Below are 23,780 nucleotides of genomic sequence, written 5' to 3'. Positions count from 1 at the left end.
TGCTGTGACGCTAGTTCGATGTCCGGCGCATCGCTCCGACCGGATCGGAGTAGATCGTGCTCAGCGACACGACCGTCGAGGCGTACTCCTGCACCCGGTTGCCGAAGCCGGAAATGCGAATGTCCCTGCGCTCCAGCGACGACGCCTGCGCGAAGGCCTCCGCGACGTGCGGGATACCTGCCGGGTACTCGGTGAACGCCTGACCTCCGAGGATCACCCGGTCCGGGTTGAACAGGTCCCGCAGCATGGCCACCGTCTTCCCGAGCACCTGAGCGCGTTCCACCAGAAGCTCGTGCGCGGGAACGGAACCCGAGGACGCGGCCTTGTAGAGGGCGCTCATCGTCGGCCGCTGGTTGGACTCCGGGAGGATGCCCGCATCGAGGGCGGCGGAGATGACCGCGCGATCGCTGATCGTCGCCTCGAGGCACCCGCGTGAACCGCACGAGCACTGCGCCGACGAGCCGGTCGGCAGATGCGCGATGGAACCGGGACCGCTCGACGGCGTGTGGACGCGGCCGTCGATCGTGATCGCGATGCCTGCGGTCTCGCGGGCGTAGAAGTACAGGCCCGTTTCGCCTTGCGCGACACCGTCTTCGCTGTCCGGGCTCAGCAGCAGTTCGGACGCGGCCATCGCCTCGACGTGCGCCGCGACGGAGACGGGCAACCCGAGTCCGGTGGCGATGATGGCACCGACCTGGGCGGACTTCCATCCCAGCCGGGGATGGTCGACGACACCGGTCTGCGGATCGACGCGACCGCCGAGTGCGACACCCGCCCACAGCGGGCGACGCCGGTGCCAGCGGGAGGCGAAGGCCCGCGCGCTGCGTGCGATGCCGGCGAGTGCGTCGGCGGATGCTCCCTGCGGGGTGGGTACCTCGACCGCGCCGAGGACCTTCCCGCGCAGGTCGCTGGCGATGATGCTGGTCACGACCGCGCCGATGTGGATGCCCACCGTCAGGTAGGGCTCGTGGTTGACCTCGAACGGAACGCGCGGACGACCGATGGCGCCGGACGGCGTGAGGTCGCCGCGTTCGCGCAGCAGCCCGAGGTCGAGAAGCGCCGACACCTGACGGTTGACGGTGGCGATGCTCAGGCCGGTCGCTTTCGCGGCGACATCCCTGGACAGCGGCCCGCGAGACCGGGCCACCCGCAGAACACCGGCGGCCGGGCCGTCGCTGATCCGCAGCTCGGGGGGAACGATGTGGAGACGGGGACGGGACACGGGCCGCTGGAATCGAGATGCGGAGCCGGTCCGGGTGGGGCTGGAAAGAGTGGGGGTAGACACGTGGCAGTCCTTGCAAGCGGAGGCGGTGCGCACCTTCGTCCGAACGCTGCATCCGTCCCATCGGAGAGTGGGACGACCGAGGACGATCGATCAGGAGAAGACTGCGCGAATTAGCTGCAGATGCTGAGACAGCGACAACACAGTTCCCGCGCCAAGGGCAGCCGCGAGCCCAGCGCGGAAGTCACATAGGTGACCCGCGGAGCGGTCGACTGGCCTGAAGACATGACACGAAACTAGCAGCTTCGGTCGGTTTCACCAATCGGAGGGCGCGTCGGCGTGTAGCTCCGCGCCGCGCCACTTCCGCAGTTCCCGCCATTGCGAGGCGCCGCCTGCGGCGCGCATCGGAGAGCATCACCACTCTTGACGGCAATCGTGTTTCACGACACAATACGCCGGGATACCAACCGAACGTACGGTTATAGGAGCGAGATGTATCGATGTGATCGACACCGGTCTGCCACCGACCGGAACCGAGGCTGTCGATGAAGACGACGAAGGCGCTGCTCGCCCTGGGCGTCGGACTCAGCGTGCTGCTGACGGCCTGCTCGGCCACCGGAACGCAGGACTCCCCCGGAACCGGGATCACGGTGAAGAGGGACGGCTACGGAATCCCCCACGTGTACGCCGACACCACGCGCGCGCTGTACTCCGGATACGGCTACTCGGTCGCCGAGGATCGGCTGTTCCAGATGGAGATGGCCAAGCGGTCGTCGATCGGCACGGCGGCCGAGGTGCTCGGACCCGACTACGTCGAAATCGACAAGACGGCGCGCAACAGCATCGATCCACAGTCGATCAAGGATCAGCTGGCCCGACTCCCGCAGACTGAACGCGACATCTTCGAGGGCTACGCCGAGGGGTTCAACAAGCGGATCGACGAGGTCGGCGCAGATCCGGCACACCTGATGCCGAAGCAGTTCCTGGACGGCGACTTCCGGCCCGAGCACTGGACCGGGTACGACGTGGCCATGGTCTGGGTGCAGACCATGGCCAACAGGTTCTCCCAGTCGAGCAGCGAACTCGCGAACCTCCAGGTCCTGAAGAGCCTGCAGGCGAAGAACGGCGACGAGAAGGGCAGGCAGCTCTTCGACCAGCTGATCTGGGCCGAGGAAGATCCCGGCGCCCCGACGACGGTCCCCCGCGACGAGTCGACTTCGCCCGACGACGGGCCGCACGCGATGTCACAGGAAGCGGGGCTCTCCGACGTCACGCAGGCTCTGCCCGACGCGAATCTGACCCGGATGAAGAACGCCGGCGGAGGCGAATGGCCGCACATGAAACCCGAGGCCAGCAACCTCTGGATGGTCGGCGCCGACAAGACCGCCGACGGCACATCCATTCTGATGAACGGACCGCAGTTCGGCTGGTTCAACCCGTCCTACGTGTACGGCGTCGGTTTGCACGGCGCCGGCCTCGACGTTGCGGGAAACACCCCCTATGCCGTCCCGACCGTTCTGTTCGGCACCAACAAGACGATCTCGTGGGGAGCGACCGCCGGGCCGCTCGACGTCAACGACGTCTATCAGGAAGTGCTCGACCCCTCGAACGAGCACGCGTACCGGTACGACGGCGAATACCGCCCGATGGAGGTGCGGAACGAGACGATCGAGGTGCGGGGCGGACCGGACGTCGCGTACCCCGTCTACTCGACGGTGCACGGCCGCGTCACCAGTTTCGACACCCCGAACGGCAGTGCCTACTCCCTGAAGGAGAGCTGGGCGGGATACGAGATCCAGTCGCTGGTCGCCTGGATCGACATCATGAAGGCCACGAGCTGGGACGAGTTCCTCGAGCAGGCGAAGAAGGTGGCCATCACCATCAACTGGTACTACGCCGACAACCAGGGAAACATCGGGTACGTCTCCCCCGGTCGACTGCCGGTCCGCCCTGCCGACCAGGACCTTCGACTTCCGGCGATCGGTGACGGCAGCATGGAGTGGGAGGGCATCCGCCCCTTCGAGGAGAACCCGCAGTCGTACAACCCCGAGCAGGGCTATCTGGCCAACTGGAACAATCAATCCGCGGCCGGCGCACTCGCCGACGGCTACAACTGGTCCCCCGTCGACCGCGTGCGAGCGATCACCACTCGCCTCGAGGCCAAGGACAAGTTCACCCCCGGCGAGATCTGGGACATCAACCGGCAGGCGTCGTTCGCCGACCTCAACGTCGACTATCTGCTGCCGTACCTGGCGCAGGCCACCGAGCAACTGCCGGGCAGCGACCCTGTCGCCGCGGGCGTGAACATGCTCCGCGACTGGGACGGACAGGCCACCGACGACAACGCGGACGGCGTGTACGACGACCCGCAACCGGCGATCATGCGCACGTGGCTGCCGATCCTGTTCGACACGGTGATCCGGGACGACCTGCCGGAAGACGTGTACGCCTCGTACGCGGCCAAGGTGTACCCCTCCGCGGGCACCGCGCGTCCCGCCGAGGCGACGAAACTCGTCTACAACGCCCTGCGCGGCGACGAGTCCGGAGTTCCACAGACCACCGACTTCTTCAACGGAGCGGACCGGATGTCCGTCCTCCGTTCGACGTTCGGCCAGGCGATGGACCGGCTGCGCACCGAGCAGGGCCCCGACCCCGCCGGCTGGAAGATGCCGGTCGCCGCGAATCGGTTCGACTACAAGAACTACCTGGGCGTCCCCCAGGCCGGTAGCGACGAGGTGCTGTCCCTGTCGCCGTACATGAACCGTGGTACCCAGAACGACCGCATCGTGCTCGGCGACGGCATCGCCGACCTCTGCACCGTCGGGCCGCCCGGCCAGAGCGGGTTCATCGCACCGGACGGCACGCGTTCACGGCACTACAGCGACCAGATGGACATGTACCGGAACTTCCAGTGCAAGACCGACAACCTGACCGAACAGTCGGTCGACGCGAACAAGTCCAGCGAGGTGACGCAGAACTAGTGGGCTCGGCAGTTCGGTAGGCATCCCGTCATCACCCCGCCGGGGCGGCACGTCCGCCGCCCCGGCGCCCTCGAAGGAATCGACATGACCTCCACCCAGATCTCCGTGACACCGCAGGCGCCCGTCCGGCCGCTGAAGGTGGCCGGCGCCAGTCTCATCGGGACCGCCATCGAGTGGTACGACTACTTCATCTACGGCATGGCCGCGGCAATCGTGTTCGGCCCGTTGTTCTTCCCGTCCTTCTCGTCCATCGCGGGCACACTGGCCGCGTTCGCGACGTTCTCCGTCGGCTTCATCGCCCGGCCGATCGGCGGCGTCGTGATGGGCCACTTCGGTGACCGCATCGGACGCAAGTCCATGCTCGTCCTGTCCCTGATGCTGATGGGCGGCGCGACCGTCGGCATCGGACTGCTCCCCACGTACGCCACCATCGGCGTGTGGGCGCCGATCCTGCTGGTCACCCTGCGTTTCGTGCAGGGAATCGGCGTCGGCGGGGAATGGGGCGGCGCAGTGCTGATGGCGGTGGAGCACGCACCCGCCAACAGGAAGGGCTTCTACGGGAGCTTCCCGCAGATGGGTGTGCCCGGCGGCCTGATCCTGGCGAATCTCGTGTTCCTGGGGGTGTCGACGAGCCTCAGCGAGGAAGCGTTCCTGTCCTGGGGCTGGCGGGTGCCGTTCCTGGCCAGCGCGGTGATGGTGCTGATGGGTCTTGTCATCCGGTTCACCATCACCGAGAGCCCCGACTTCGAGAAGGTCAAGAGCACCCACCGCGACCAACGACTGCCGATCGTCACCGTCCTGCGGGAGAACCTGCGCGAAGTACTTCTGGCCGCAGGCGCGTTCATCGGCATCAACACCGTCGGCTACATCTTCATGGCGTACCTGCTGTCCTATTCGACGAAGGTCCTCGGCATGAGCAAGACACTCGTGCTCGTCTTCACACTGATCGCCTCGTTCGTGTGGCTGATCGTCATCCCCGTCGCGTCGATGCTGTCCGACCGGTACGGCCGGCGGCGACTCCTCGTCACGGGCTCGGTGGGGCTGACCGTCTGGGCGGCCGCACTGTTCCCGCTGATCGACCTCGGGAACCCCGCGGTGACGATGCTCGCCCTCCTCGGCACGGCCGTGTTCATGGGCATCGTCTACGGGCCGATCGCAGCACTGTTCACCGAACTGTTCAGCGCCGAGGTCCGGTACAGCGGTGCGTCGCTCGGCTACCAGATCGGCTCGGTTCTCGGCGGCGGCCTGGCCCCGACCGTGGCCGCCGCGCTGTACGCGAACTGGGGTTCGTCGGCACCGATCAGCCTGTACCTCACCGCGGTCACACTGCTCAGCCTGCTCTGCGTCATCGCGATCACACGGAAGGTTCGCGCCGCCGCGTAGCGCCGACACGATCGACGCTCCCGTCGCCGCCGCACCGCCTCCCGGTGCGGCGGCGACGTCGTTCCGCGCACCCGCCCGTTGCGATCAGGGTGACGTAAATCCTTCCGGCGACACACTGCCCGATGGTTCGGTTACGGGACTCCACACCGTCTCCGGTATCCGAAAGGCTCACCATGTCCATCGATTTCGCGCCCGAGCACGTGACAGACGCCGAGGGTTCCCAGAACACTGCGAGCGTCGTCAAGCTCGGCGCCCACATCGGCGCCCGGATCGACGGCGTCCGGCTCGGCGGCAACCTCGACCCCTCCACCGTGTCGCTCATCCGCCAGGCCCTGCTCGAGCACAAGGTGATCTTCTTCCGTGGCCAGGAACACCTGACCGACGACTCGCAGTACGAGTTCGCGGAGCTTCTCGGCTCCCCCACCACGGCGCATCCGACCGTCACGTCGCGCGGCACCAAGGTGCTGCCCATCGACTCCGACTACGGCAAGGCCAACAGCTGGCACACCGACGTCACGTTCGTCGATCGCATCCCGAAGGCGTCGATCCTGCGCGCCGTGCAACTCCCCACGTACGGCGGATCCACCACCTGGGCGTCGGGTGTCGCCGCCTACAACGCGCTGCCCGAACCGCTGAAAGTCCTCGCCGACAACCTGTGGGCGACGCACACCAACGTCTACGACTACGCGGCGACCAGCGCGGAACGCGCGCAGGACGAGAAGTCGAAGGAGTACCGCGCCGAGTTCCAGTCCACCTACTTCGAGACGGAGCACCCGGTGGTGCGGGTGCACCCCGAGACCGGTGAGCGCACACTGCTGCTCGGTCACTTCGTCAAGAGCCTGGTCGGTCTGAGCAGCACCCAGTCGCAGGCACTCTTCCGGGTTCTGCAGGATCACGCGATCTCGCTCGAGTTCACGACCCGGTGGAACTGGCAGTCGGGCGACGTCGCGATCTGGGACAACCGTGCCACTCAGCACTACGCCGTCGCCGACTACGACGACCAGTACCGGCGACTCAACCGCATCACCCTGGCCGGCGACGTCCCCGTCGACATCCGGGGCGAGCGCAGCCGCAGCGTCGCCGGCGACGCGAGTGGCTACTCCGTCATCGACGAGCCCTAACATGTCGGCATGACCTTTTCACCTGACACCCGCATCGCCGTCGTCACCGGGGCGAGCTCCGGAATCGGAGAAGCCACCGCCCGCACCCTGGCCGCGCAGGGATTTCATGTGGTCATCGGGGCCCGGCGACTGGATCGTCTGGAGAAGATCGCCGAAGACATCGGCGGTACCGCACTCGAACTCGACGTCACGGACCAGGATTCCGTGGACGCGTTCAGTGCGGTACTGCCGAGGGTCGACGTGCTCGTGAACAATGCGGGCGGCGCCAAGGGACTGGCCACCGTCGCCGAGGCCGATCTCGACGACTGGCGGTGGATGTGGGAGACCAACGTCCTGGGGACCCTTCGGATCACCAAGGCGCTGCTGCCGAAGTTGATCGAGTCGGGTGACGGTCTGGTCGTCACCATCACGTCGCTGGCCGCGCTCGAGGCGTACGACAACGGTTCCGGATACACGACCGCCAAGCACGCGGAGGGCGTCCTGCACCGCACGCTGCGCGGAGAACTGCTCGGCAAGCCGGTCCGTCTCACCGAAATCGCGCCTGGCGCGGTGGAAACCGAGTTCTCGCTGGTGCGATTCGAAGGCGACCAGGAGCGTGCCGACAAGGTCTACGAGGGAATCACCCCGCTCGTCGCCGCGGATGTCGCGGACGTCGTCGGGTTCGTCGCGTCGCGACCCTCCCATGTGAACATCGACCAGATCGTCGTCAAGCCACGAGATCAGGCTTCGTCCGGGCGTTTTCACCGCACGACGTAGACGCGTTCGCGGCTGTCCGCCGGTCCTGGTGTTCGAGCACCAGGACCACGGTCCACAGTCCCGCCACTATCGTCACGACCCCCAGCAACATCCATCCCATCCCACAGCCCCCTGCCGATCAACGACTTTCGACCGAAACGGACTGTCGGGGTCGTCCGTCGACCCCTCGACAGCGGACGACTCCCCACAGTTGTGTGAACCGAGAACACGGCGCCGTCGACGCGTCCTCATTCAGGTAGACGCGGCGGCCCCGGTTTCGGTTCCACCGGGTGCGAAAAAAAGTTCGTCGATCGGGTCAGGCACCGCACGTGAGTGGCAATGGGTGCCCGGGCACCCATTGCCACTCACCTATGCGAGGGCGGAGAGAGACTGCCATTCGGGCCAGCTGACGGCCCAGTCGTAGATGTCGCCGTCGGCGGCCGAGAGGTCGATGGACGTTCCGGTCACCTCGACGGGATCGCCGTACATCGCGGTGCCGAAGTACTGCTGGGCGTCCTCGAGGGACAGGTTGATGCAGCCGTTGGTGACGTTCGACGAACCCTGGACGCCGATGGTCTCGGGGTTCGCGTGGATGAACTCACCGTTGTTGGAGATGCGGACCGCCCAGCGCTCGCGCACGTTCTCGTAGAACGGCGGGTTGGACATGAGGAAGTCCTCGTGCTTCTCGGTCACCATGTGGATGCCGCTGCGGGTGACGTTGCGGGCCTCGTTGCCTTCGCCGTAGCTGACGGGGATGTCCATGATGGTCTCGCCGCCGCGCACCACCTGCATGCGGTGGCTCGGCGCGTTCGCGATCACGATCTGGCTGCGCCCGACGGTGAAGTTCAGCGACAGATCCTCCGCGCCGTACGCTCCGTCGCCGAAGTCCAGTCCGTACAGCTTGGCGTCGAGGCTCACGGTGGTGCCGGGCGCCCAGTAGTTCTGCGGGCGCCAGTGTGCGCGCGACCCGTTGTCGTCGGGCAGCCACGCCCACGAGCCGGGTGTGGGCGGGTTCGTCGTGACGGTCATCGCCTTCTCGACCGCCGCCTTGTCCTCGATCGACTCGTGGAACTGGACGATGATTGGGGCGGCGATCCCCACTTCCTGACCGTCGCCGATGTTGAGGGTGGCGCCGATCGTCTCGTCGGGCTCGACCGTGGTGAAGCTGCCGTCGACGGCGACGGACTTGCCGTCGGTGCCGAGCGCCGTGCCCTTCCACGTGTACGTGGCGCCGTAGCCCAGCGCCTCCCCGACGGTGAACGTGGTCCGGTCGGGTGACAGCACACCCTGCACGGCACGCCCGTCGGCGTTGACGAGGGAGATGTCGGTGAACGTGCCCTGCGACGCGGTCGCGGAGATCGGCGCCACCGGATTGACGTCCTCGGTGCCCGACGCCGGATTCTGGGTGACCTCGACCGCCGGCTCGGGCGGCGCGGTGGCGGTTCCCGACTCGGTGCCGACCGTGCATCCGGTCAGCAGAACGAGAAACGCGATCAGCGCCGTCGCGATCAACGCGACGCGCGACCGACTTGTCCGAGAACCCAGTTCATGCACAGCTAACAGGTTACCTGCGCTACGGACCTGTCTCAGATCGCGCAGCCCACCGTCACGGGTTCGGGTTCGAGCCGGACACCGAACGCCGACTGGACGCCGTCCCGGACATCGCGAGCCAATGCCAGCAGGTCTTCGCTCTTCGCGGCACCTCGATTGGTCAACGCGAGCGTGTGCTTGGTCGACAGCCGCGCGACAGCGTTCTCGCCGGGATACCCCTTCGAGAAGCCGGCCCGCTCGATCAGCCACCCCGCAGACAACTTTGTTCCACCGTCGGCCGGGTACTGCGGAACGGCGGCGTCGCCGAGGCGGGTCTCGATCGCGGCGAGGACACCCGCCAACTCGCCGTCGGGCACGACGGGGTTGGTGAAGAAGGAGCCCGCGCTCCAGGTGTCGTAATCCTCGGGATCGAGCACCATGCCCTTGCCCCGCCGCAGGTCCAGCACGGCGTCGCGGACCTGCGCCGACGGCAACCGGTCGCCCTCGGCACCGTTCAGCGCCGAGACCAGTTCGCGGTAGCGCAGCGGCTCGCCGAGCCCGTCGGGATGCACGGTCAGTTCCACGGCCAGCACCAGGGCGGCATCGGAATGCTTGAGGACGCTCGTGCGGTAACCGAGACCGAGAGCCTCGGGTTCGACCCAGCGCGACTCACCGGTGCGTCGATCGAGGAGGTGGACCCGCCGCAGCATCGACCCCACCTCGACGCCGTACGCGCCGACGTTCTGCACCGGGGTGGCCCCGGTGGAGCCGGGAATCCCCGACAGGCATTCGAGCCCGCCCAGCTCGGCGGCGACGGTCTGCGCGACCACCTGATCCCACTCGGCGCCTGCCTCGGCAGTGACGAATCCCTCCTCCAGACCGACGGTGGTGTTGCACACACGCACGACCACACCGTCGAATCCGTCGTCCCCGACCACCAGATTGGAGCCGCCGGCGAGGATCAGCGTCGGGATGTGCGCGGCGTCGAGCAGCCGCACCACGTCGACGAGGACCTGCGTGGTCGGACACTCCGCCACGATCCGCGCCGGCCCGCCCACGCGCAGCGTGGTCATCCCCGACAGTTCGAGGTTCTCGGACACGAAGGCGCCCGAATCGACGAGTTGACTGACAATGCTCACGTCCCACACAACCGCAAACGGTAGCCTCACGGATCGTGAGTCGCCGCATCGAGCATTCGTCGTCCTATGCGTTTCCCGTCGCCCAGGTCCATGCGGGCCTGATCACCGAGCAGTACTGGCGCGACCGTCTCGACCGGGTCGGAGGACCGGGGGCAACCCTGGAAGAGGTCACGACCGGCCCGGGCACCATCTCGGTGGCCATGTCGCAGTCGATTCCCGCCGAGCACCTGCCCAGCATCGTCTCGAAGGTCCGGTCGGGCGATCTCGTGATCAAGCGCACGGAGACGTGGGGCACGCTCGACGGCGATCACGCCGAGGGCACGTTCACGGCCGAAGTCCAGGGTGCGCCCGCGACGATCTCGGGGACCCAGACCCTGACGGCTACCGGTTCCGGGTCGAACGTGCAGGTCGAGGGCAAGGCCGACGTGAGGATCCCGCTGATCGGCGGCAAGATCGAGAGCGCGATCGCGGACGAGGTCCTGCGCCTGATCGAGAAAGAGCAGGGCTTCACGCAGCAGTGGCTCGGGGCCTGACCTGGGGCGGGTGTCCCTTGTGTTCTGTCACAGCCGGTAACCTTGGCGATCATGGCTCGCCGCATCGACTACTCAGCCCGTTACAAGCACACCCCGAAAGAGGTGTACAACGCGTTCACCAACCGTGACTACTGGGATGCGCGCATCGAGGAGATGCGGAAGTACTCCGAGAACCACATCGAGCACTTCGACGTGAACGACGACGGGATCGACATCGTCCTGCACCACATCCTGCCGCGGTCGGAACTCCCCGAGATCGCGCAGACCGTGATGAAGAAGGACATGGTCATCACGCGCAAGGAGTCGTACACGCCCTTCGGTGAGCCGACCACGGGCACGTACGAAGCGTCGATCCCCGCGGGCCCGGGCAGCCTTACGGGCACCATGAAGTTGTTCGCCACCGAGACGGGCTGCACGTTCCGTACCTCGTCCGAGGCCAAGGTGTACCTGCCGTTCATCGGCGGGAAGCTGGAGCAGCTGATGCTCGTCAATCTCATCGACCTCTTCCGCGCCGAGGCCGAGATCACCGAAACGTGGTTGTCGCAGCACTAGAAACCACCGCACGGATTTCCCATGACTTCAGCGACGCTGAAGCGGCCTCACGGTGTCATCACCCGGGGTACGACAGGCATCAATCGGCTGCGCCGCAGCGACCGCTGGCTCGTCCACGACGCGCTGGTGCGCCGGACGCTGCACGCTTCCGCCGACCCGCTCGTCGTCGACCTCGGGTACGGCGCCCGGCCGCACACCACGTTCGAGCTCGCCGACCGGCTGACGGCCGTGCGCGGCGACCGCCGGGTGGTCGGGCTCGAGATCGATCCCGAGCGTGTGGTCGAGAGCCGGAACGGAGTCAGTTTCGCCCGCGGCGGGTTCGAGCTCTCCGGACTGCGCCCCGTCCTGGTCCGTGCCTTCAACGTGCTGCGGCAGTATCCCGAGGATGCGGTCGGGCCGGCGTGGGCGCGGATGCAGTCCGGGCTCGCACCGGGTGGGCTGATCGTCGACGGCACGTGTGACGAGCTGGGCCGCCGCTGCGCGTGGGTGCTGCTGGACGCCACCCGCCCGCTGTCGCTGACGCTGGCGTGGGATCCGTTCGCCGTGGACAGGCCGTCGGACATCGCCGAACGGCTGCCCAAGGCGCTGATCCATCGCAATGTCCCGGGTGAGCCGGTCCACGCCCTCCTCGCGGCTGCGGATCGCGCGTGGGCCACCGCGGCGCCGCACGGCTCGTTCGGACCGCGGGTGCGGTGGCGGGCCGCCCTCGAACTGCTGCGCGCGCAGGGACTTCCCGTGCAACCCCAGCGCCGCCGGCTCCGCGACAACATCCTCTCCGTTCCCTGGGACGTGGTCGCGCCCGGTTCCGGCACGAATTAATTCACGCGACATCCCCCGACGCGCCCCGTAAAGTCACTTCACGAAACATGTTGTGCCGGTGCGCAGGCGAGGGCTACTTCGACTGTGGATCGCGTGGTCGCCGGTTCGAATCCGGTCAGGGACGCGGGTCCCTGTAGCTCAGTGGTAGAGCGCGTCCGTGCCTCCGCCGACTCCGAACTCGGCACGACATGCGTGCGCGCCACCCGGTGCGTAGACGACGGATACTTCTCAGGTGAAGTGCGCAAGCACGCGGTTCGACTCCGCACCCCGTCGTCGCCTCGACCTCGGGTGGCGCGCACCCTCGGGCACCGACACCTCCCGGAAGGAGGAACACCCCATGAGCAAGTTCAACCTGAAGACGCTGCGCCGCACCAAGGTACAGAGCCCCATCACGTCGGAAACGCAACCGGCCGGCCGCACGTTCGAGGGCGGCAGCGGCTACGCCCGCGACGCGAAGAGCGAGTTGTTCCTCCTCGCGGTCACCAACATGGTGGGTGAGCACACGTTCTACGAGTCGGCTCCGGACCGCGACGACCGGTTCGTCGAGCTCATCCACGAGGTCGCGCTGTCGGACCCGGAGTGGGCCGCCCGCCTGATCGGGTGGCTGCGCCGCGACGCGCATCTGCGTTCGGCGTCGGTGGTGGCCGCAGCCGAGTTCGTCCGGGCCCGGCTGGGCGCCGGTCTGCACGGCGGCAACCGCACCGTCATCTCCTCGGCGCTGGAGCGGGCCGACGAGCCGGGTGAGATCCTCGCCTACTGGATTGCGCGCCACGGTCGTTCGATCCCGAAGCCGGTCAAGCGCGGTGTCGCCGACGCCGCCGTCCGCCTGTACTCGGAACGCTCACTGCTGAAGTGGGATTCCGATGCCAGGGACGTCCGCTTCGGCGACGTCCTCGAGCTCACCCATGCGGCGCCGTCGGCGACGTGGCAGGGCGAGCTGTTCCGGCATGCAATCGATCGGCGGCAGGGACGCGAGAACCCGGTCCCCACCGGCCTGCGGATGCTCACGGAACGGGCGGCGCTGGCGGCGCTCCCGCCGGAGGATCGGCGTGCCGTCCTCCGGACCCCGGAGCGGCTGTCGGCGGCCGGGATGACGTGGGAGTCGCTCGCCGGCTGGCTGCAGGGGCCGATGGATGCCGCGGCATGGCAGGCGGTGATCCCGTCCATGGGATACATGGCGCTTCTTCGCAACCTGCGGAACTTCGACGAGGCCGGGATCCCCGACCACGTCGCGGAACAGGTGGCGGCCCGGATCTCCGATCCGGGTGGGGTCGCGAAGTCGCGGCAGCTGCCGATGCGGTTCCTCGCGGCCTACCGGAACGCGCCGAGCCTGCGGTGGGGACATGCTCTCGAGCGTGCGCTCGGGGCGTCGCTGTCCGCGGTCCCGTCGTTACCCGGCCGCACCCTGGTGCTCGTCGACCGGTCCGGATCGATGTTCTACAGCCGCGTCTCGGCGCGGTCGGATCTGACGCGGGCGGACGCGGCCGCCGTGTTCGGCACCGTACTGGCGGCGCGGGCCGAGCGGGCGAACCTGGTCGAGTTCGGCACGGACAGCCGGTACGTGCCGTTCAAGCACCAGCCGGTGCTGCGGGTCGTCGACAGTTTCGGCGACCTGGGCGGCACGGACACGGCGTCGGCGGTGCGGAAGCACTACCGCGACCACGATCGCGTCGTCATCGTCACCGACGAGCAGGCGGCGTGGGGCGATCCGACCCGGCACGTCCCGGCCGACGTCCCCGTGTACACGTGGAACGTGGCGGGCTACCGCCACGGACACGGACCGACGGGGTCCGCGAACCGCCACACGTTCGGCGGACTGTCGGACGCGGGATTCTCGATGATCCCGCTCCTGGAGGGCACCCGGAACGGCGAGTGGCCGTTCTGATCCCGGAACGGTGACCGGTCAGGTGCAGGTGGCCAGTGCGTGTTCGACGCGCTGCGCCACCTGCGCCGGCAGCGAACCGCACTCCCCGTGCAGTGCTCGCGCATTCAGTCGCCCGATCGCGACGCCGTCGGCGACCACCTCGTCGAGCAGTTCCTGCGAGATGCCGCTCGCGGCGAGGTCGAGTGCCGTGCACAGCGGTGTCGTGATGCGCAGGGGGCCGACCTGCTCGCAGTCCTCCGGGCGTAGCGATCGCCGGTGCAGCGCCAACTGCTGCGTCGGCGACGGAGGTGACAGCACCGTCGAGAGGTGGATGAACCGCGGGTACAGGTGCCCGAGCCCGTGAAGTTCGGCGGCACTCTGGTGGGAGACCGCGGCAGCGGCACCGAACCAGGTGCACCACTTCGCGAACTCCTCGAGATCGGAGTGCGGACAATCCTTCAAGCGGAACAGATCTCGCTCGACCTTGACCCACGAACCGTCGGCGACGCGCTCGCCGATCTCGTCAGAGGCGAAACCGAGGCGCAGCACTTGCGCAGTGGTGAAGAAACCCGCCTGAGCCGTCGCGACGCGCGTCAGTTCTTCACCGACGCCTTCGCGCTCCGGGTCACCGGGACGTGGAGCCAACCATCCGGACATTCCCCTAGATTACTGGGCAATTGTGGCACGCATCACAATTTCTGCGGATCCCGACGACACGCCTCCGACGCATTCACAGAATTTGTTCAGAGTTGTCGGGAAGAATCGCTGCAATGGCAGCCCGAACGAACTCCGCACCCCGAAGTAACCGTGTGCTCGTCATCTCCCTTGTCGTCATCGCCGCGCTCGTGGCGGTCCTCGTCGGCGGCGAACTCTACGTGCGCAACAGAGTGAAGACCTGCATGGCAGACCAGTTCGAGAGCCAACTCGGCTCGCAGGTGGACGTGGGGCTGAGCTGGAAGCCGGTCCTGCTCCAGTCGGTCGACAAGAACGTCCCGTACATCACCATCGACAGCGACGACACCAAGTTCGGCCCCGCGCAGGGAATGCAGGTGCACGCTCAGGTCAACGACATCCGGATCGAGAACACCGCGGACAGCAGCGGCACCATCGGCAGTTCCGACGCGGACATCACCTGGTCTACCGCGGGCATCCTCGCGACGCTGCAGCAGCAGGCGTTCGGTTCGCTCATCAGCGGTGTCACCGCCGATTCCAATGCCGGGACGTTGAGGTTCTCCGTCGGCCCGGCCGGGCTCGCGGATCTGACCGTCAAACCGGAGGTCGTGAACGGGACCGTCAAGGTGCAGACGGTGGGTGCGGAGATCCTCGGTTTCGGTCTTCCCACCGATCTCGTCGACGGGGTCGTCCAGACCCTGACCTCGAGCCTGCAGACCTACCCTCTGGGCATGCAGCCGACATCGCTGAAGGTCACCGACGACGCCATCGAGATCACCCTCGAAGGCGGCGCCTACACGATGCCTGCCGCCGGCACCCAGCAACAGCAGCAGGAACAGCAGAGCAGCTGCGGCCTCCTGGTCTGATCGACCGCCGGGTCAGTCGGGCAGCCCGTCCAGGACGGCACGGGTTCCCGACAGTCCCAGCCGCGTCGCACCGGCCGCGATCATGTCGAGCGCGGCCTGCGCGGTGCGGATCCCGCCGCTCGCCTTCACACCGATCCGCCCGCCGACGGTCTGCGCCATCAGCCGCACCGCCTCCACGGTCGCTCCCCCGGCGGGATGGAACCCGGTGGACGTCTTCACGAAGTTCGCGCCGGCGCGTTCGGCGGCCCGGCATGCTTCCACGATCGCCTCGTCGCTGAGCGCGGCGGTCTCGAGGATCACCTTCAGGACCGTGTGGTCGCCGACTGCCTCGCGGACGGTGAGGACGTCGGCCAGTACCGCGTTGAAATCGCCGGCGACGGCGGCACCGATGTCGATCACCATGTCGATCTCCTGCGCACCCTGATCCACGGCGAGCCGGGCCTCGGCCCCCTTGACCAGCGAGTGGTGCTTTCCCGAGGGGAACCCGACCACCGCGGCGGTCACCAGACCGGGCGCCTTGACCGGCAGCATGGACGGCGACACGCAGACGGCGAGCACACCGAGCGAGCGCGCCTCGTCGATCAGCGCCTTCACATCGTCGGTGGTGGCCTCGGGCTTGAGGAGCGTGTGGTCGACGAGGTCGGCCACCTGGGAGCGGGTCAGTGCAACGTCGGACATACCTGTGAGCTTCGCACAATGCCTTCCGGGGCTTGCGGCACGGCCTAGCATCGCCGTATGAGTGATCCGGGATCGATCTTCGACGAGGCGCGGCTGGAATTCGACCGGCTGACGACGGCCGTGTGGGCGCCGGCCGGGCAGTCACTCGTCTTCCAGCTCGGACTGCGTCCCGGCGATGCCGTCCTCGACGTGTGCTGCGGCGCAGGGTCTTCGGCGCTCCCCGCGGCCGCTGCCGTGGGACCGTCGGGGCTCGTCCACGGCGTCGACCTGGCCGACGAACTCCTCGAGCAGGGGCGGCTGAAGGCATCGGAGCGCGGACTGCAGAACGTCGAGTTCGTCTGCGCGGACGCCACCACCTGGGAGCCGCCGAGCACGGTCCCGGAAGCGGGCTACGACGCGCTCGCCTGCTCGTACGGCGTGTTCTTCCTGCCCCACATGGATGCCGATTTCACCCGGCTCGCGGGCCTCGTCCGTCCCGGCGGGAAGGTCGGGATGACGGTGTGGCGGCGGGGGGCGCTGCGCGACTTCGCGGACGCATTCCACGACGCCGTGGCCCGGCATCGGGAACCCGAACCCGAACCGGCCGGGTCGCCGTTCGATCCCCTCGAGCGCATCGACACCCCGGACGCGCTCCACCAGTGGCTGGGCGAGCTGGGCGCCCACTCGACCGAGGTACGGGAGCTGTCCAACATCATTCCCGCGACCCCGGAGTTCTCCTGGGACCTCGTCCTGGGTGGGAACTTCCGCCGCGCGCTCGCCCCGTTCGACGACCGGACGGTCGAGCAGATTCGCCTCGATCTCCTGCAGTTGCTCACCGAGCGCGCGATTCACGACGTCGACGCGAGCACCCTCGTCGGCACCGCCGTGGTGAACGGCCGGAGCGCGACCTGAAAGACTGTTGACCATGAGCGCTGCTTCGACCGAGGATCACCGGTACGTTCTTTCTCTCGGCTGCCCCGACCGCACCGGCATCGTCGCCCGGATCTCGACGTTCCTCGCCGAGGTAGGCGGCTGGATCGTCGAGGCGGCGTATCACGCGGACGCCGACACCGGCTGGTTCTTCACCCGTCAGGCTGTCCGTGCGTCTTCGGTCGACATGTCGATCGAGGAACTCCGGGAGCGATTCGCGGCCGTCGCCGCCGAACTCGGCCCCGAGACCGAGTGGACGGTATCCGACACCGGTGAGCGCAAGCGGGTGGTGCTGCTGGTGAGCAAGGAGGCGCACTGCCTCCACGACCTGCTCGGCCGCGCGGCCGGCGGCGAGTTGCCCGCCGACATCTGCGCGGTGATCGGCAACCACCGCGACCTCGAGACCGTCACGCGGCAGCACGGCATCGACTTCCATCACGTCCCGTTCCCGAAGGACCCCGCCGAACGCGGGCCCGCGTTCGAGCAGGTGCGCGAACTGGTCGACGCCCACGACCCCGATGCCGTCGTGCTGGCGCGTTTCATGCAGGTGCTGCCGCCGGAACTGTGTGAGCACTGGGCCGGCCGGGCGATCAACATCCACCACAGCTTCCTGCCGTCCTTCGTCGGCGCCCGCCCGTACCACCAGGCGTTCGCCCGCGGTGTGAAGCTGATCGGCGCCACCTGCCACTACGTGACGGCCGAACTGGACGCGGGTCCCATCATCGAGCAGGACGTGATCCGCGTCGACCACGCCGACGAGGTCGCGGACATGGTCCGGCAGGGTCGAGACATCGAGAAGCTCGTGCTGTCCCGCGGCCTGCGCTGGCATCTCGAGGACCGCGTCCTCGTGCACGGTCGTAAGACGGTGGTGTTCAGCTAGTTTCGTCGTCCCGCAACTGGGACGGCAGCAATGCCATCACTTCCGGGACGGGCCGGAGGTGGGCGGTGAGGATCTCCAGCGCCTTGTCTGCGTCGACGGCGTCGAGTGCGGCGACGAGCGCCCGGTGCTGGGCGTTGATGGTGCCGAGCCGCTGGGGTCCGACGTTCAGCGCGCGGACGGCGACGCGTTGCTGCCGTGATCGCAGCGAATCGTAGAGTTCGGTCAGCACCGAATTCTGCGCGGCGCTGACCATGGTCAGGTGGAATTCGCGGTCGAGGCCGGACACCGCGAACCAGTCCTGCTCGCGTCCCGCGGCTTCCATCGGCTCGATCAGATCGACCATGTGCGCGGGTGCGCCGACTCCCCGCGCGCACAGGGTGGACACCGCGTGGCCCTCGATCAGCAGCCGGGTCTGGTAGACCTCTTCGAGTTCGCGGGCGGTGACCGTGCGCACCTGCGCACCCTTGCGCGGAAGCAGCGTGATGAACCGTTCGGCGGCAAGGCGGTGAAACGCTTCGCGCACCGGAGTGCGTGACACTCCCATCGTCCCCGAGACCCAGAGTTCGTCGAGGAATCGGCCGCCTTCGATGGACCCGCGGATGATCTCGTCCCGCAGCCAGACGTAGACCCGATCTCGTGCCGGTCCGGATTCACCGGTGGGCCCGGCGAGCGTCGATGCCGACATCGCGATCCCTTCGTCAGACGGCCCATCGGATTGACGGACTCGTAACAAATTGATCATACAAGCTATGGACACACCAAGGATCCTCTGTGTATACATGAGGTATATAAATCGGATGTGCGAGCGGTCACAACGCCGTGACCGCCAGTAGCCATCCGTTCCGGAACGGGACCCCCAGAAAAAGGAGACCACCAGCATGTACAGCACCCCCGCCGATCGGCGTTACGCGATCTGGCTGTCCGACCCGAGCTTCGCCGCAGCGGAGATCGCGCGCGGCATCGGCTACGGCGCCGTGGTCCTCGACATCGAGCACGGATCCTTCGACCTCGCGGATCTCGAACGGTTCATCCCGTTCCTGCGCAGCATCGGCATGGAGGTCCTGGCGAAAGTACTCGGGCCCGAACGCGGCCCCATCCAGCAGGCACTGGACTTCGGCGCGACAGCTGTCGTCATCCCCCACATCGAAAATGCGGCTCACGCAAAGGAAGTCACGGCATTCGCGAAGTTCCCTCCACTCGGCGACCGGAGTTTCGCGGGCGGCCGCACCACCAACTACGGCGGTTTCACCGACGAGTGGGTCACGGAGCAGGATTCGTTCACCCGCTGCTACCCGATGATCGAGGACGCCGGAGCGATCGAGAACATCGCCGAGATCCTGGCACTCGACACCGTCGACGGCGTGTTCGTCGGACCGTCGGACCTCTCCCTCCGCCGCGAACGCGGGGCATACTCACGCGAGGAGGGTGACTTCACCGACCTCGCCGCGGTGGCCACGGCCGCCGCCGAGGCGGGTAAGCCCTGGGTGCTCCCGGCATGGAGCGTGGAAGAGAAGGAGTTCGCGGTGCAGCACGGGGCCGACCAGATGGCGCTGATCATGCAGCACGGTGCGCTCGCCGCAGGATTCGCGGCACCGTTCGAGCAGATCAAGCAGATCAGGGAGTCACGATGACGACCCAGACGTCGGGACCGGTATCCCCCGACCGCGCGGAAGCGGCGGCCCACCCCGGCGTGGGCCGTGCCCGGTGGACCATCGCCGGCGTTCTCGGGGTCGGAATGTTCGTCAACTACATCGACCGCGTCAACCTCTCGATCGCCGCCCCGGAGATCATGCGGGACTTCGATATCAGTGCGTCGCAGATGGGCATGGTGTCCTCGGCGTTCCTCTGGACGTACGCGATGCTCCAGATGCCGATCGGATCGTTCATCGACAGGATCGGCGTCCGCTGGGTCAACCGGGCCGCGGCGTTCCTGTGGGCGGTCGCCTCGTTCGCGTCCGCGGCCGCGGGTGGTCTCGGCATGCTTCTCGTCGCCCGTCTGGTCCTCGGCATCGGCGAGGCGCCGACGGTGCCCGCGGGGTGGAAGGCGATCGGTCAGTGGTTCCCGCGGCAGGAGCGCGGAACCGCGACGGCCATCTTCGACGGGTGCGCAAAGATCTCCAACGTGATCGGCATCCCGATCATGGCCTTCCTCGTCACCACGTTCAGTTGGCACGCGGCGTTCATCTTCACCGGCATCCTGTCCGTCGGCTACCTGGCCGTGTGGTGGCTGCTCTACCTCACCCCGAAGCAGGCACTCGCCAAGGGACGTCTCAGCCAGGCGGAATTCGACTTCATCCGAGCCGGCGGTGCGGAGGACGAAGACGCCGAGACGGCCGGGTCTCTGAACGGACTCGGTTATCTCCTGCGCCGACGCAAGACTTGGGGCCTGGCCCTCGGCTACGCGTCGTACACCTACGCGTACTACGTCCTGCTCACCTGGCTGCCGGCCTATCTGGAGAAGCAGTTCGGTGTGAACCTGCTCAAGGGCGGCATCTACACGATGATTCCGTGGCTGGTCGCCGTCATCGCGCAGTTCCTCATCGCGGGCATCCTGATGGACCGATGGCTGGCCCGAACCGGCGACGTCACCAAGGTCCGTCGAACCGTGCTGGTGGTCAGCCTGCTCGCGTCCCTCGCGGTGACGGGCGCCGCGTACGCGGGATCGATCGCCGTCGCGCTGATCTTCCTGTCGATCGGCGCAGCCGGACTGGCGGTGTCCGTTCCCGCGGGTTCCAGCATCGTCGCCCTGATCGCCCCGCAGGGGTACACCGGATCGCTCGGCGGAATCGTCAACTTCATCGCCAATCTCCTCGGGATCGCGGCGCCCATCGTGACCGGCATGGTGGTCGACTCCACGGGCTCGTTCGCGGGTGCCTTCATCGCGACCGGAGCGGTCTTGATCGGCGGAATCTTCTGCTACACCGTGGTGCTCGGCAAGATCGAACGAATGCCCGCACCCGTCACTTCGGAAAGGCACTGACATGGTCGACATCGCAATCGCACAGTTCGCACCGGGTTCGGACAAGCAGGACAACCTCGGCCGGATCGCGAAGTTCGCCGAGGAGGCGGCGGCGGGCGGCGCCCGGGTACTGGCCGCACCCGAATACGCGATGTTCACGGTCCCGACCATGGACGAGAGGTTCGTGGACTCCGCGGAATCCCTGGACGGCGAGTTCGTCACCGGGCTCCGCGGGATCGCCGCCCGGCACGGGTTGACCGTGGTCGCGGGGATCAACGAAGCGATCCCGGGCGAGCGCCGCATCTTCAACACCCTCGTCGCGGTCGCCCCCGACGGCAGTATCGCCGCCGCATATCGGAAGCTGCACCTGTACGACGCATTCGGTTACACGGAGTCGGACTTCGTGCAGGCCGGCGCGATCGGCGAACCCGAGACGTTCACCGTCGACGGCGTGACGTTCGGCATGCAGACGTGCTACGACCTGCGGTTCCCGGAGGTGACCCGACGCATCGTCGACGCGGGCGCGGACGTCCTGGTCCTGCCCGCCGAGTGGGTGCCCGGCCCGCTCAAGGAAGACCACTGGACCACACTCGTCCGCGCCCGGGCCATCGAGAACACCATCTACGTCGCCGCGGCCGATCAGAGCGCCCCGGCAGGTTCGGGTGCGTCGATGATCGTGGATCCGATGGGGGTGGTGATCGCGTCCCTCGGCGAACGGGTCGGGACGGCGATCGGCGCCGTCTCCCCCGAGCGCATCGCAGAGGTCCGTGCCAAGAATCCGGCGCTGTCGCTGCGCCGCTTCGGCGTGGTCGCCAACCAGTAGATTCCGACGGATTCGTCAGGCTCACACACCATTGCGTGTGAGCCTGACGAATTCGCGGGCAACTGTCGGATCAGAGGTTGCGGAGCCGGACGATTTCCTTGTCGAACTCGTCGATGCTTTCGACGGAACTCATGTGGCCCACGCCGGGCAGGACGATCAGCCGCTCGAGGTGACCGGCCTCGTCCAGGACACGAGCGAGCTTGCGGGCGTGGACCGGTGGGGTCAGCCGGTCCATGGAACCGACGAGCACCGTGGTCGGGACGTCGAGGTTGTCGAGAGCCTCGTGGATGTCGAGGCCGCTGAGCGCAGCACCCCAGCCGCCGCGGATGCGCGGCTTGCAGTCCCGGACGATGTTCTCGCAGAACTGGACTTCGGCGCGGGAGGCGTTCGGCGACATCGACACGTACTGGAGTGCGCGCGTCATCACCGGCGACGACACCAACGGGACCGGGGTGCTCAGGACGGCGCGTCCGACCGGAACCGGCACTCGCGGAAACCGATTCGGCAGCGGAATGACGGTGGTCTCGGCGATGAGCCGGTCGCAGGCGGTGCTGGCGAGCAGAACTGCCGACGCGTACTTCTTCACCTCGTCGGGGTGCCTGCCGGCCCACGCCATGATGCTCATGCCACCCATGCTGTGACCCACGAGCACGGCCTTCTTGTCGTCACGCACCGTCGCCTTCAGCACCTCCGACAGGTCGTCGGCGAGGACGTCGGGGCCGAGCGGGAGCGAGCCGACCGTGCTGCGGCCGTGCCCGCGCTGGTCGTAGGTGATGACCCGGTACTCGTCCGCGAGCGCGTTCACCTGCGGGTACCAGTATTCGGTGGAACAGGTCCAACCATGGCTCAGCACAATGGGATCACCGTCCACCGGCCCGTAGGCGCGGACGTACAGCGTGACCCCGTCGTCGGTGAGGATCTCCGTCACGTCCGGGCGCAGGTTCGGGGTGCGCAGCAGCTCGTTCGGCGCCACCTCGGTCGACAACGTCAACCCGCGGGTGGCGCGCTTGTGGCGGATCGCCGCTGCCGCGGCGACGACGGTGCCCACTCCGGCTGCACCGGCGAGTGCCCGGAAGGCGATGGTGCGCGAACTGCTGGTCATTCCTACCCCTGTCCTGTCAACTTGCTCTGTCGGTGTCTGTGCTCGCCGCCGGACTCGGCGTCTCAGCGAGTTGCCTGGCCGCCCGTTCGAGCGCCTTGGAGATCTGCTCCTCCATCGCCTCGTCGAACAGCGACTGGACGGCGTCGTGCGCGAGGGGACGCATCTGGTCGACGAGCCGCGCGATGTCCGAGACCGTCGACTCGTCGAGTTCGAGCGGCTCACCCTCGGCGGCGAGGTAGCGGTCGGCGACGACGGCGACGAACCGCGCGGCGACGTCCGAGAGGGCTTGCCGCACCGCCGCGGTCTGTTCGAGGACGTCTTCGAGCGGGATGCCGGCGTCGACGAGGACCTGCGCCGCCTCGACCAGTCGCGGATCGTTCACCGCGTAGTCGTCCCCGGCGGGAACGAGCACACCCAGTTCGGTGCCCCGGGCGATGTTTGCCTCGGTGGTCTGCGCACCGAACATGCGTTTCAGCTCGGCGATCGTGAGGCGGGCCGCTCGCCTGCGCTTCTTCCACCGGCTGCCCGGGTCGTCGGTCTCCAGAACGTCCTTGACCTGGAGTCCGTAGTGCGCAGCCGTGAGGAGTTCACTGATGGTGGCGAACGTGTAGCCGCGATCGAGCATGCGCCCGATCAGGTGCAGCCGGGCGAGATGCGATTCGTTGTACCACCCCGTGCGCCCCTGCTTCCGTGGCGGCGGAAGCAGTCCGCGGTCCTGGTAGACGCGCACGTTGCGCACGCTCACCCGCGCCTCGCGTGCAAGGTCGTCGATCCGGTATTCCTTCATCAGACGATGTGCGCCCGTCGGAGCAGCAGCCGGGACGGGCCGCCGACGAGTCCCACCTCGTCGAGAAATTCGATGGTCTTCGAGCAGCCCTCACACAGCATGTCGTGGTAGTGCCGGATCGACTTCGCGGCGCTCCTCGCCTGGTCCACGTGGAGACCTGCGGCCGGGTGGGCATCGCTCGCTGAGTCACGCAGATGGATGACGGACATGTCAGCTCCTCGGTAG

23 protein-coding genes are annotated in these 23,780 nt (G+C 67.6%); 14 read left to right on the top strand and 9 right to left on the bottom strand.

Features of this window, described 5'->3' with window-relative positions; all coding sequences use genetic code 11:
• Positions 1-10: 10 nt before the first annotated feature.
• A complete protein-coding gene (locus WKC72_RS12550; RefSeq protein WP_037237877.1) occupies positions 11-1,285 on the bottom strand; it encodes an ROK family transcriptional regulator in 1,275 nt (424 codons plus the stop codon).
• Positions 1,286-1,767: 482 nt separating this feature from the next.
• Here WKC72_RS12550 and WKC72_RS12545 point away from each other — a divergent pair, with 482 nt between their 5' ends.
• The 4 genes from WKC72_RS12545 (at position 1,768) to WKC72_RS12530 (ending at position 7,463) form a co-directional block, all read left to right on the top strand.
• Positions 1,768-4,203, top strand: a complete 2,436-nt coding sequence (locus WKC72_RS12545; RefSeq protein ID WP_370182788.1) for a penicillin acylase family protein — start codon at positions 1,768-1,770, stop codon at positions 4,201-4,203.
• Positions 4,204-4,287: 84 nt separating this feature from the next.
• On the top strand, positions 4,288-5,586 hold the full coding sequence (locus WKC72_RS12540; protein ID WP_370182786.1) for an MFS transporter: 1,299 nt from the start codon (positions 4,288-4,290) through the stop codon (positions 5,584-5,586).
• A 173-nt stretch (positions 5,587-5,759) separates the two neighbouring features.
• Positions 5,760-6,707 (top strand): TauD/TfdA dioxygenase family protein, encoded by a 948-nt coding sequence (locus WKC72_RS12535; RefSeq protein ID WP_370182785.1) that lies wholly within the window; start codon positions 5,760-5,762, stop codon positions 6,705-6,707.
• A 9-nt stretch (positions 6,708-6,716) separates the two neighbouring features.
• The gene (locus WKC72_RS12530) at positions 6,717-7,463 is read left to right on the top strand and encodes an SDR family NAD(P)-dependent oxidoreductase (protein WP_037237881.1); all 747 of its coding nucleotides are present in this window, start codon (positions 6,717-6,719) and stop codon (positions 7,461-7,463) included.
• Between the two features lie 348 nt (positions 7,464-7,811).
• Here WKC72_RS12530 and WKC72_RS12525 read toward each other — a convergent pair whose 3' ends face one another.
• A complete protein-coding gene (locus WKC72_RS12525) occupies positions 7,812-8,996 on the bottom strand; it encodes an Ig-like domain-containing protein (protein WP_370182783.1) in 1,185 nt (394 codons plus the stop codon).
• A 32-nt stretch (positions 8,997-9,028) separates the two neighbouring features.
• Positions 9,029-10,120, bottom strand: a complete 1,092-nt coding sequence (locus tag WKC72_RS12520) for a UDP-N-acetylmuramate dehydrogenase (protein WP_268789712.1) — start codon at positions 10,118-10,120, stop codon at positions 9,029-9,031.
• Between the two features lie 26 nt (positions 10,121-10,146).
• Between WKC72_RS12520 and WKC72_RS12515 the strand changes: the two genes are divergently transcribed.
• The 4 genes from WKC72_RS12515 (at position 10,147) to WKC72_RS12500 (ending at position 13,900) form a co-directional block, all read left to right on the top strand.
• Positions 10,147-10,644 (top strand): DUF2505 domain-containing protein, encoded by a 498-nt coding sequence (locus WKC72_RS12515; RefSeq protein WP_037237884.1) that lies wholly within the window; start codon positions 10,147-10,149, stop codon positions 10,642-10,644.
• A 51-nt stretch (positions 10,645-10,695) separates the two neighbouring features.
• Positions 10,696-11,196 (top strand): DUF2505 domain-containing protein, encoded by a 501-nt coding sequence (locus WKC72_RS12510; RefSeq protein WP_005560412.1) that lies wholly within the window; start codon positions 10,696-10,698, stop codon positions 11,194-11,196.
• 21 nt (positions 11,197-11,217) lie between these two features.
• Complete coding sequence (locus WKC72_RS12505) at positions 11,218-12,015, top strand: class I SAM-dependent methyltransferase (RefSeq protein WP_370182782.1); 798 nt, start codon at positions 11,218-11,220, stop codon at positions 12,013-12,015.
• Positions 12,016-12,352: 337 nt separating this feature from the next.
• Positions 12,353-13,900, top strand: a complete 1,548-nt coding sequence (locus tag WKC72_RS12500; RefSeq protein WP_370182781.1) for a TROVE domain-containing protein — start codon at positions 12,353-12,355, stop codon at positions 13,898-13,900.
• 18 nt (positions 13,901-13,918) lie between these two features.
• On the opposite strand, the gene WKC72_RS12495 is transcribed toward WKC72_RS12500, so the two are convergent.
• Positions 13,919-14,536 (bottom strand): hypothetical protein, encoded by a 618-nt coding sequence (locus tag WKC72_RS12495; RefSeq protein WP_037237890.1) that lies wholly within the window; start codon positions 14,534-14,536, stop codon positions 13,919-13,921.
• Between the two features lie 113 nt (positions 14,537-14,649).
• Here WKC72_RS12495 and WKC72_RS12490 point away from each other — a divergent pair, with 113 nt between their 5' ends.
• A complete protein-coding gene (locus WKC72_RS12490; RefSeq protein ID WP_037237892.1) occupies positions 14,650-15,417 on the top strand; it encodes a DUF2993 domain-containing protein in 768 nt (255 codons plus the stop codon).
• 12 nt (positions 15,418-15,429) lie between these two features.
• Here the strand turns inward: WKC72_RS12490 and deoC are convergent, their stop codons facing one another.
• Positions 15,430-16,095, bottom strand: coding sequence for a deoxyribose-phosphate aldolase (gene deoC / locus WKC72_RS12485; RefSeq protein ID WP_112301748.1), 666 nt, complete (start codon positions 16,093-16,095; stop codon positions 15,430-15,432).
• A gap of 57 nt (positions 16,096-16,152) precedes the next feature.
• Here deoC and WKC72_RS12480 point away from each other — a divergent pair, with 57 nt between their 5' ends.
• Together WKC72_RS12480 and purU are read left to right on the top strand one after the other, a co-directional pair.
• A complete protein-coding gene (locus tag WKC72_RS12480) occupies positions 16,153-16,986 on the top strand; it encodes a class I SAM-dependent methyltransferase (RefSeq protein ID WP_112301747.1) in 834 nt (277 codons plus the stop codon).
• Between the two features lie 13 nt (positions 16,987-16,999).
• On the top strand, positions 17,000-17,884 hold the full coding sequence (purU, locus tag WKC72_RS12475; protein ID WP_370182779.1) for a formyltetrahydrofolate deformylase: 885 nt from the start codon (positions 17,000-17,002) through the stop codon (positions 17,882-17,884).
• Here the strand turns inward: purU and WKC72_RS12470 are convergent.
• Entirely contained in the window at positions 17,877-18,569 is a 693-nt protein-coding gene (locus WKC72_RS12470; protein ID WP_037237897.1) for a GntR family transcriptional regulator, read from the bottom strand. The genes purU and WKC72_RS12470 overlap by 8 nt on opposite strands.
• Positions 18,570-18,762: 193 nt before the next feature.
• Here WKC72_RS12470 and WKC72_RS12465 point away from each other — a divergent pair, with 193 nt between their 5' ends.
• The 3 genes from WKC72_RS12465 to WKC72_RS12455 are packed head-to-tail and all read left to right on the top strand — an operon-like array spanning position 18,763 to position 21,666.
• Positions 18,763-19,515, top strand: coding sequence for an HpcH/HpaI aldolase/citrate lyase family protein (locus WKC72_RS12465; protein WP_112301746.1), 753 nt, complete (start codon positions 18,763-18,765; stop codon positions 19,513-19,515).
• Entirely contained in the window at positions 19,512-20,864 is a 1,353-nt protein-coding gene (locus WKC72_RS12460) for an MFS transporter (RefSeq protein ID WP_370182776.1), read from the top strand. Before WKC72_RS12465 ends, WKC72_RS12460 begins: the two co-directional genes overlap by 4 nt.
• A gap of 1 nt (position 20,865) precedes the next feature.
• The gene (locus tag WKC72_RS12455; protein ID WP_370182774.1) at positions 20,866-21,666 is read left to right on the top strand and encodes a carbon-nitrogen hydrolase family protein; all 801 of its coding nucleotides are present in this window, start codon (positions 20,866-20,868) and stop codon (positions 21,664-21,666) included.
• Positions 21,667-21,736: 70 nt separating this feature from the next.
• On the opposite strand, the gene WKC72_RS12450 is transcribed toward WKC72_RS12455, so the two are convergent.
• From WKC72_RS12450 to WKC72_RS12440, 3 genes are read right to left on the bottom strand one after another with little or no spacing between them, the layout of a single operon-like run.
• Positions 21,737-22,768, bottom strand: a complete 1,032-nt coding sequence (locus WKC72_RS12450; RefSeq protein WP_370182773.1) for an alpha/beta fold hydrolase — start codon at positions 22,766-22,768, stop codon at positions 21,737-21,739.
• Positions 22,769-22,784: 16 nt separating this feature from the next.
• Positions 22,785-23,555 carry a MerR family transcriptional regulator gene (locus tag WKC72_RS12445; RefSeq protein ID WP_370182772.1) on the bottom strand — a complete coding sequence of 257 codons (771 nt, stop codon included), beginning with the start codon at positions 23,553-23,555 and terminating at the stop codon, positions 22,785-22,787.
• Positions 23,555-23,764: a hypothetical protein gene (locus WKC72_RS12440; protein ID WP_268789706.1), complete on the bottom strand. Its 210-nt coding sequence runs from the start codon at positions 23,762-23,764 to the stop codon at positions 23,555-23,557. Before WKC72_RS12440 ends, WKC72_RS12445 begins: the two co-directional genes overlap by 1 nt.
• Positions 23,765-23,780: the final 16 nt, after the last annotated feature.

The organism is Rhodococcus wratislaviensis (genome assembly GCF_041228765.1).
In the GTDB taxonomy this organism is placed as follows: domain Bacteria; phylum Actinomycetota; class Actinomycetes; order Mycobacteriales; family Mycobacteriaceae; genus Rhodococcus_F; species Rhodococcus_F wratislaviensis.
This window is presented reverse-complemented; position numbering and strand designations above follow the sequence as displayed.

Excerpts from the sequence above, each read along its gene's own strand:
- WKC72_RS12545 (WP_370182788.1), top strand. The coding sequence starts at position 1,768 with ATGAAGACGACGAAGGCGCTGCTCGCCCTGGGCGTCGGACTCAGCGTG.
- WKC72_RS12540 (WP_370182786.1), top strand. The coding sequence starts at position 4,288 with ATGACCTCCACCCAGATCTCCGTGACACCGCAGGCGCCCGTCCGGCCG.
- WKC72_RS12535 (WP_370182785.1), top strand. The coding sequence starts at position 5,760 with ATGTCCATCGATTTCGCGCCCGAGCACGTGACAGACGCCGAGGGTTCC.
- WKC72_RS12530 (WP_037237881.1), top strand. The coding sequence starts at position 6,717 with ATGACCTTTTCACCTGACACCCGCATCGCCGTCGTCACCGGGGCGAGC.
- WKC72_RS12510 (WP_005560412.1), top strand. The coding sequence starts at position 10,696 with ATGGCTCGCCGCATCGACTACTCAGCCCGTTACAAGCACACCCCGAAA.
- WKC72_RS12505 (WP_370182782.1), top strand. The coding sequence starts at position 11,218 with ATGACTTCAGCGACGCTGAAGCGGCCTCACGGTGTCATCACCCGGGGT.
- WKC72_RS12500 (WP_370182781.1), top strand. The coding sequence starts at position 12,353 with ATGAGCAAGTTCAACCTGAAGACGCTGCGCCGCACCAAGGTACAGAGC.
- WKC72_RS12495 (WP_037237890.1), bottom strand. The coding sequence starts at position 14,536 with ATGTCCGGATGGTTGGCTCCACGTCCCGGTGACCCGGAGCGCGAAGGC.
- WKC72_RS12490 (WP_037237892.1), top strand. The coding sequence starts at position 14,650 with ATGGCAGCCCGAACGAACTCCGCACCCCGAAGTAACCGTGTGCTCGTC.
- deoC (WP_112301748.1), bottom strand. The coding sequence starts at position 16,095 with ATGTCCGACGTTGCACTGACCCGCTCCCAGGTGGCCGACCTCGTCGAC.
- WKC72_RS12480 (WP_112301747.1), top strand. The coding sequence starts at position 16,153 with ATGAGTGATCCGGGATCGATCTTCGACGAGGCGCGGCTGGAATTCGAC.
- purU (WP_370182779.1), top strand. The coding sequence starts at position 17,000 with ATGAGCGCTGCTTCGACCGAGGATCACCGGTACGTTCTTTCTCTCGGC.
- WKC72_RS12470 (WP_037237897.1), bottom strand. The coding sequence starts at position 18,569 with ATGTCGGCATCGACGCTCGCCGGGCCCACCGGTGAATCCGGACCGGCA.
- WKC72_RS12465 (WP_112301746.1), top strand. The coding sequence starts at position 18,763 with ATGTACAGCACCCCCGCCGATCGGCGTTACGCGATCTGGCTGTCCGAC.
- WKC72_RS12460 (WP_370182776.1), top strand. The coding sequence starts at position 19,512 with ATGACGACCCAGACGTCGGGACCGGTATCCCCCGACCGCGCGGAAGCG.
- WKC72_RS12455 (WP_370182774.1), top strand. The coding sequence starts at position 20,866 with ATGGTCGACATCGCAATCGCACAGTTCGCACCGGGTTCGGACAAGCAG.
- WKC72_RS12450 (WP_370182773.1), bottom strand. The coding sequence starts at position 22,768 with ATGACCAGCAGTTCGCGCACCATCGCCTTCCGGGCACTCGCCGGTGCA.
- WKC72_RS12445 (WP_370182772.1), bottom strand. The coding sequence starts at position 23,555 with ATGAAGGAATACCGGATCGACGACCTTGCACGCGAGGCGCGGGTGAGC.
- WKC72_RS12440 (WP_268789706.1), bottom strand. The coding sequence starts at position 23,764 with ATGTCCGTCATCCATCTGCGTGACTCAGCGAGCGATGCCCACCCGGCC.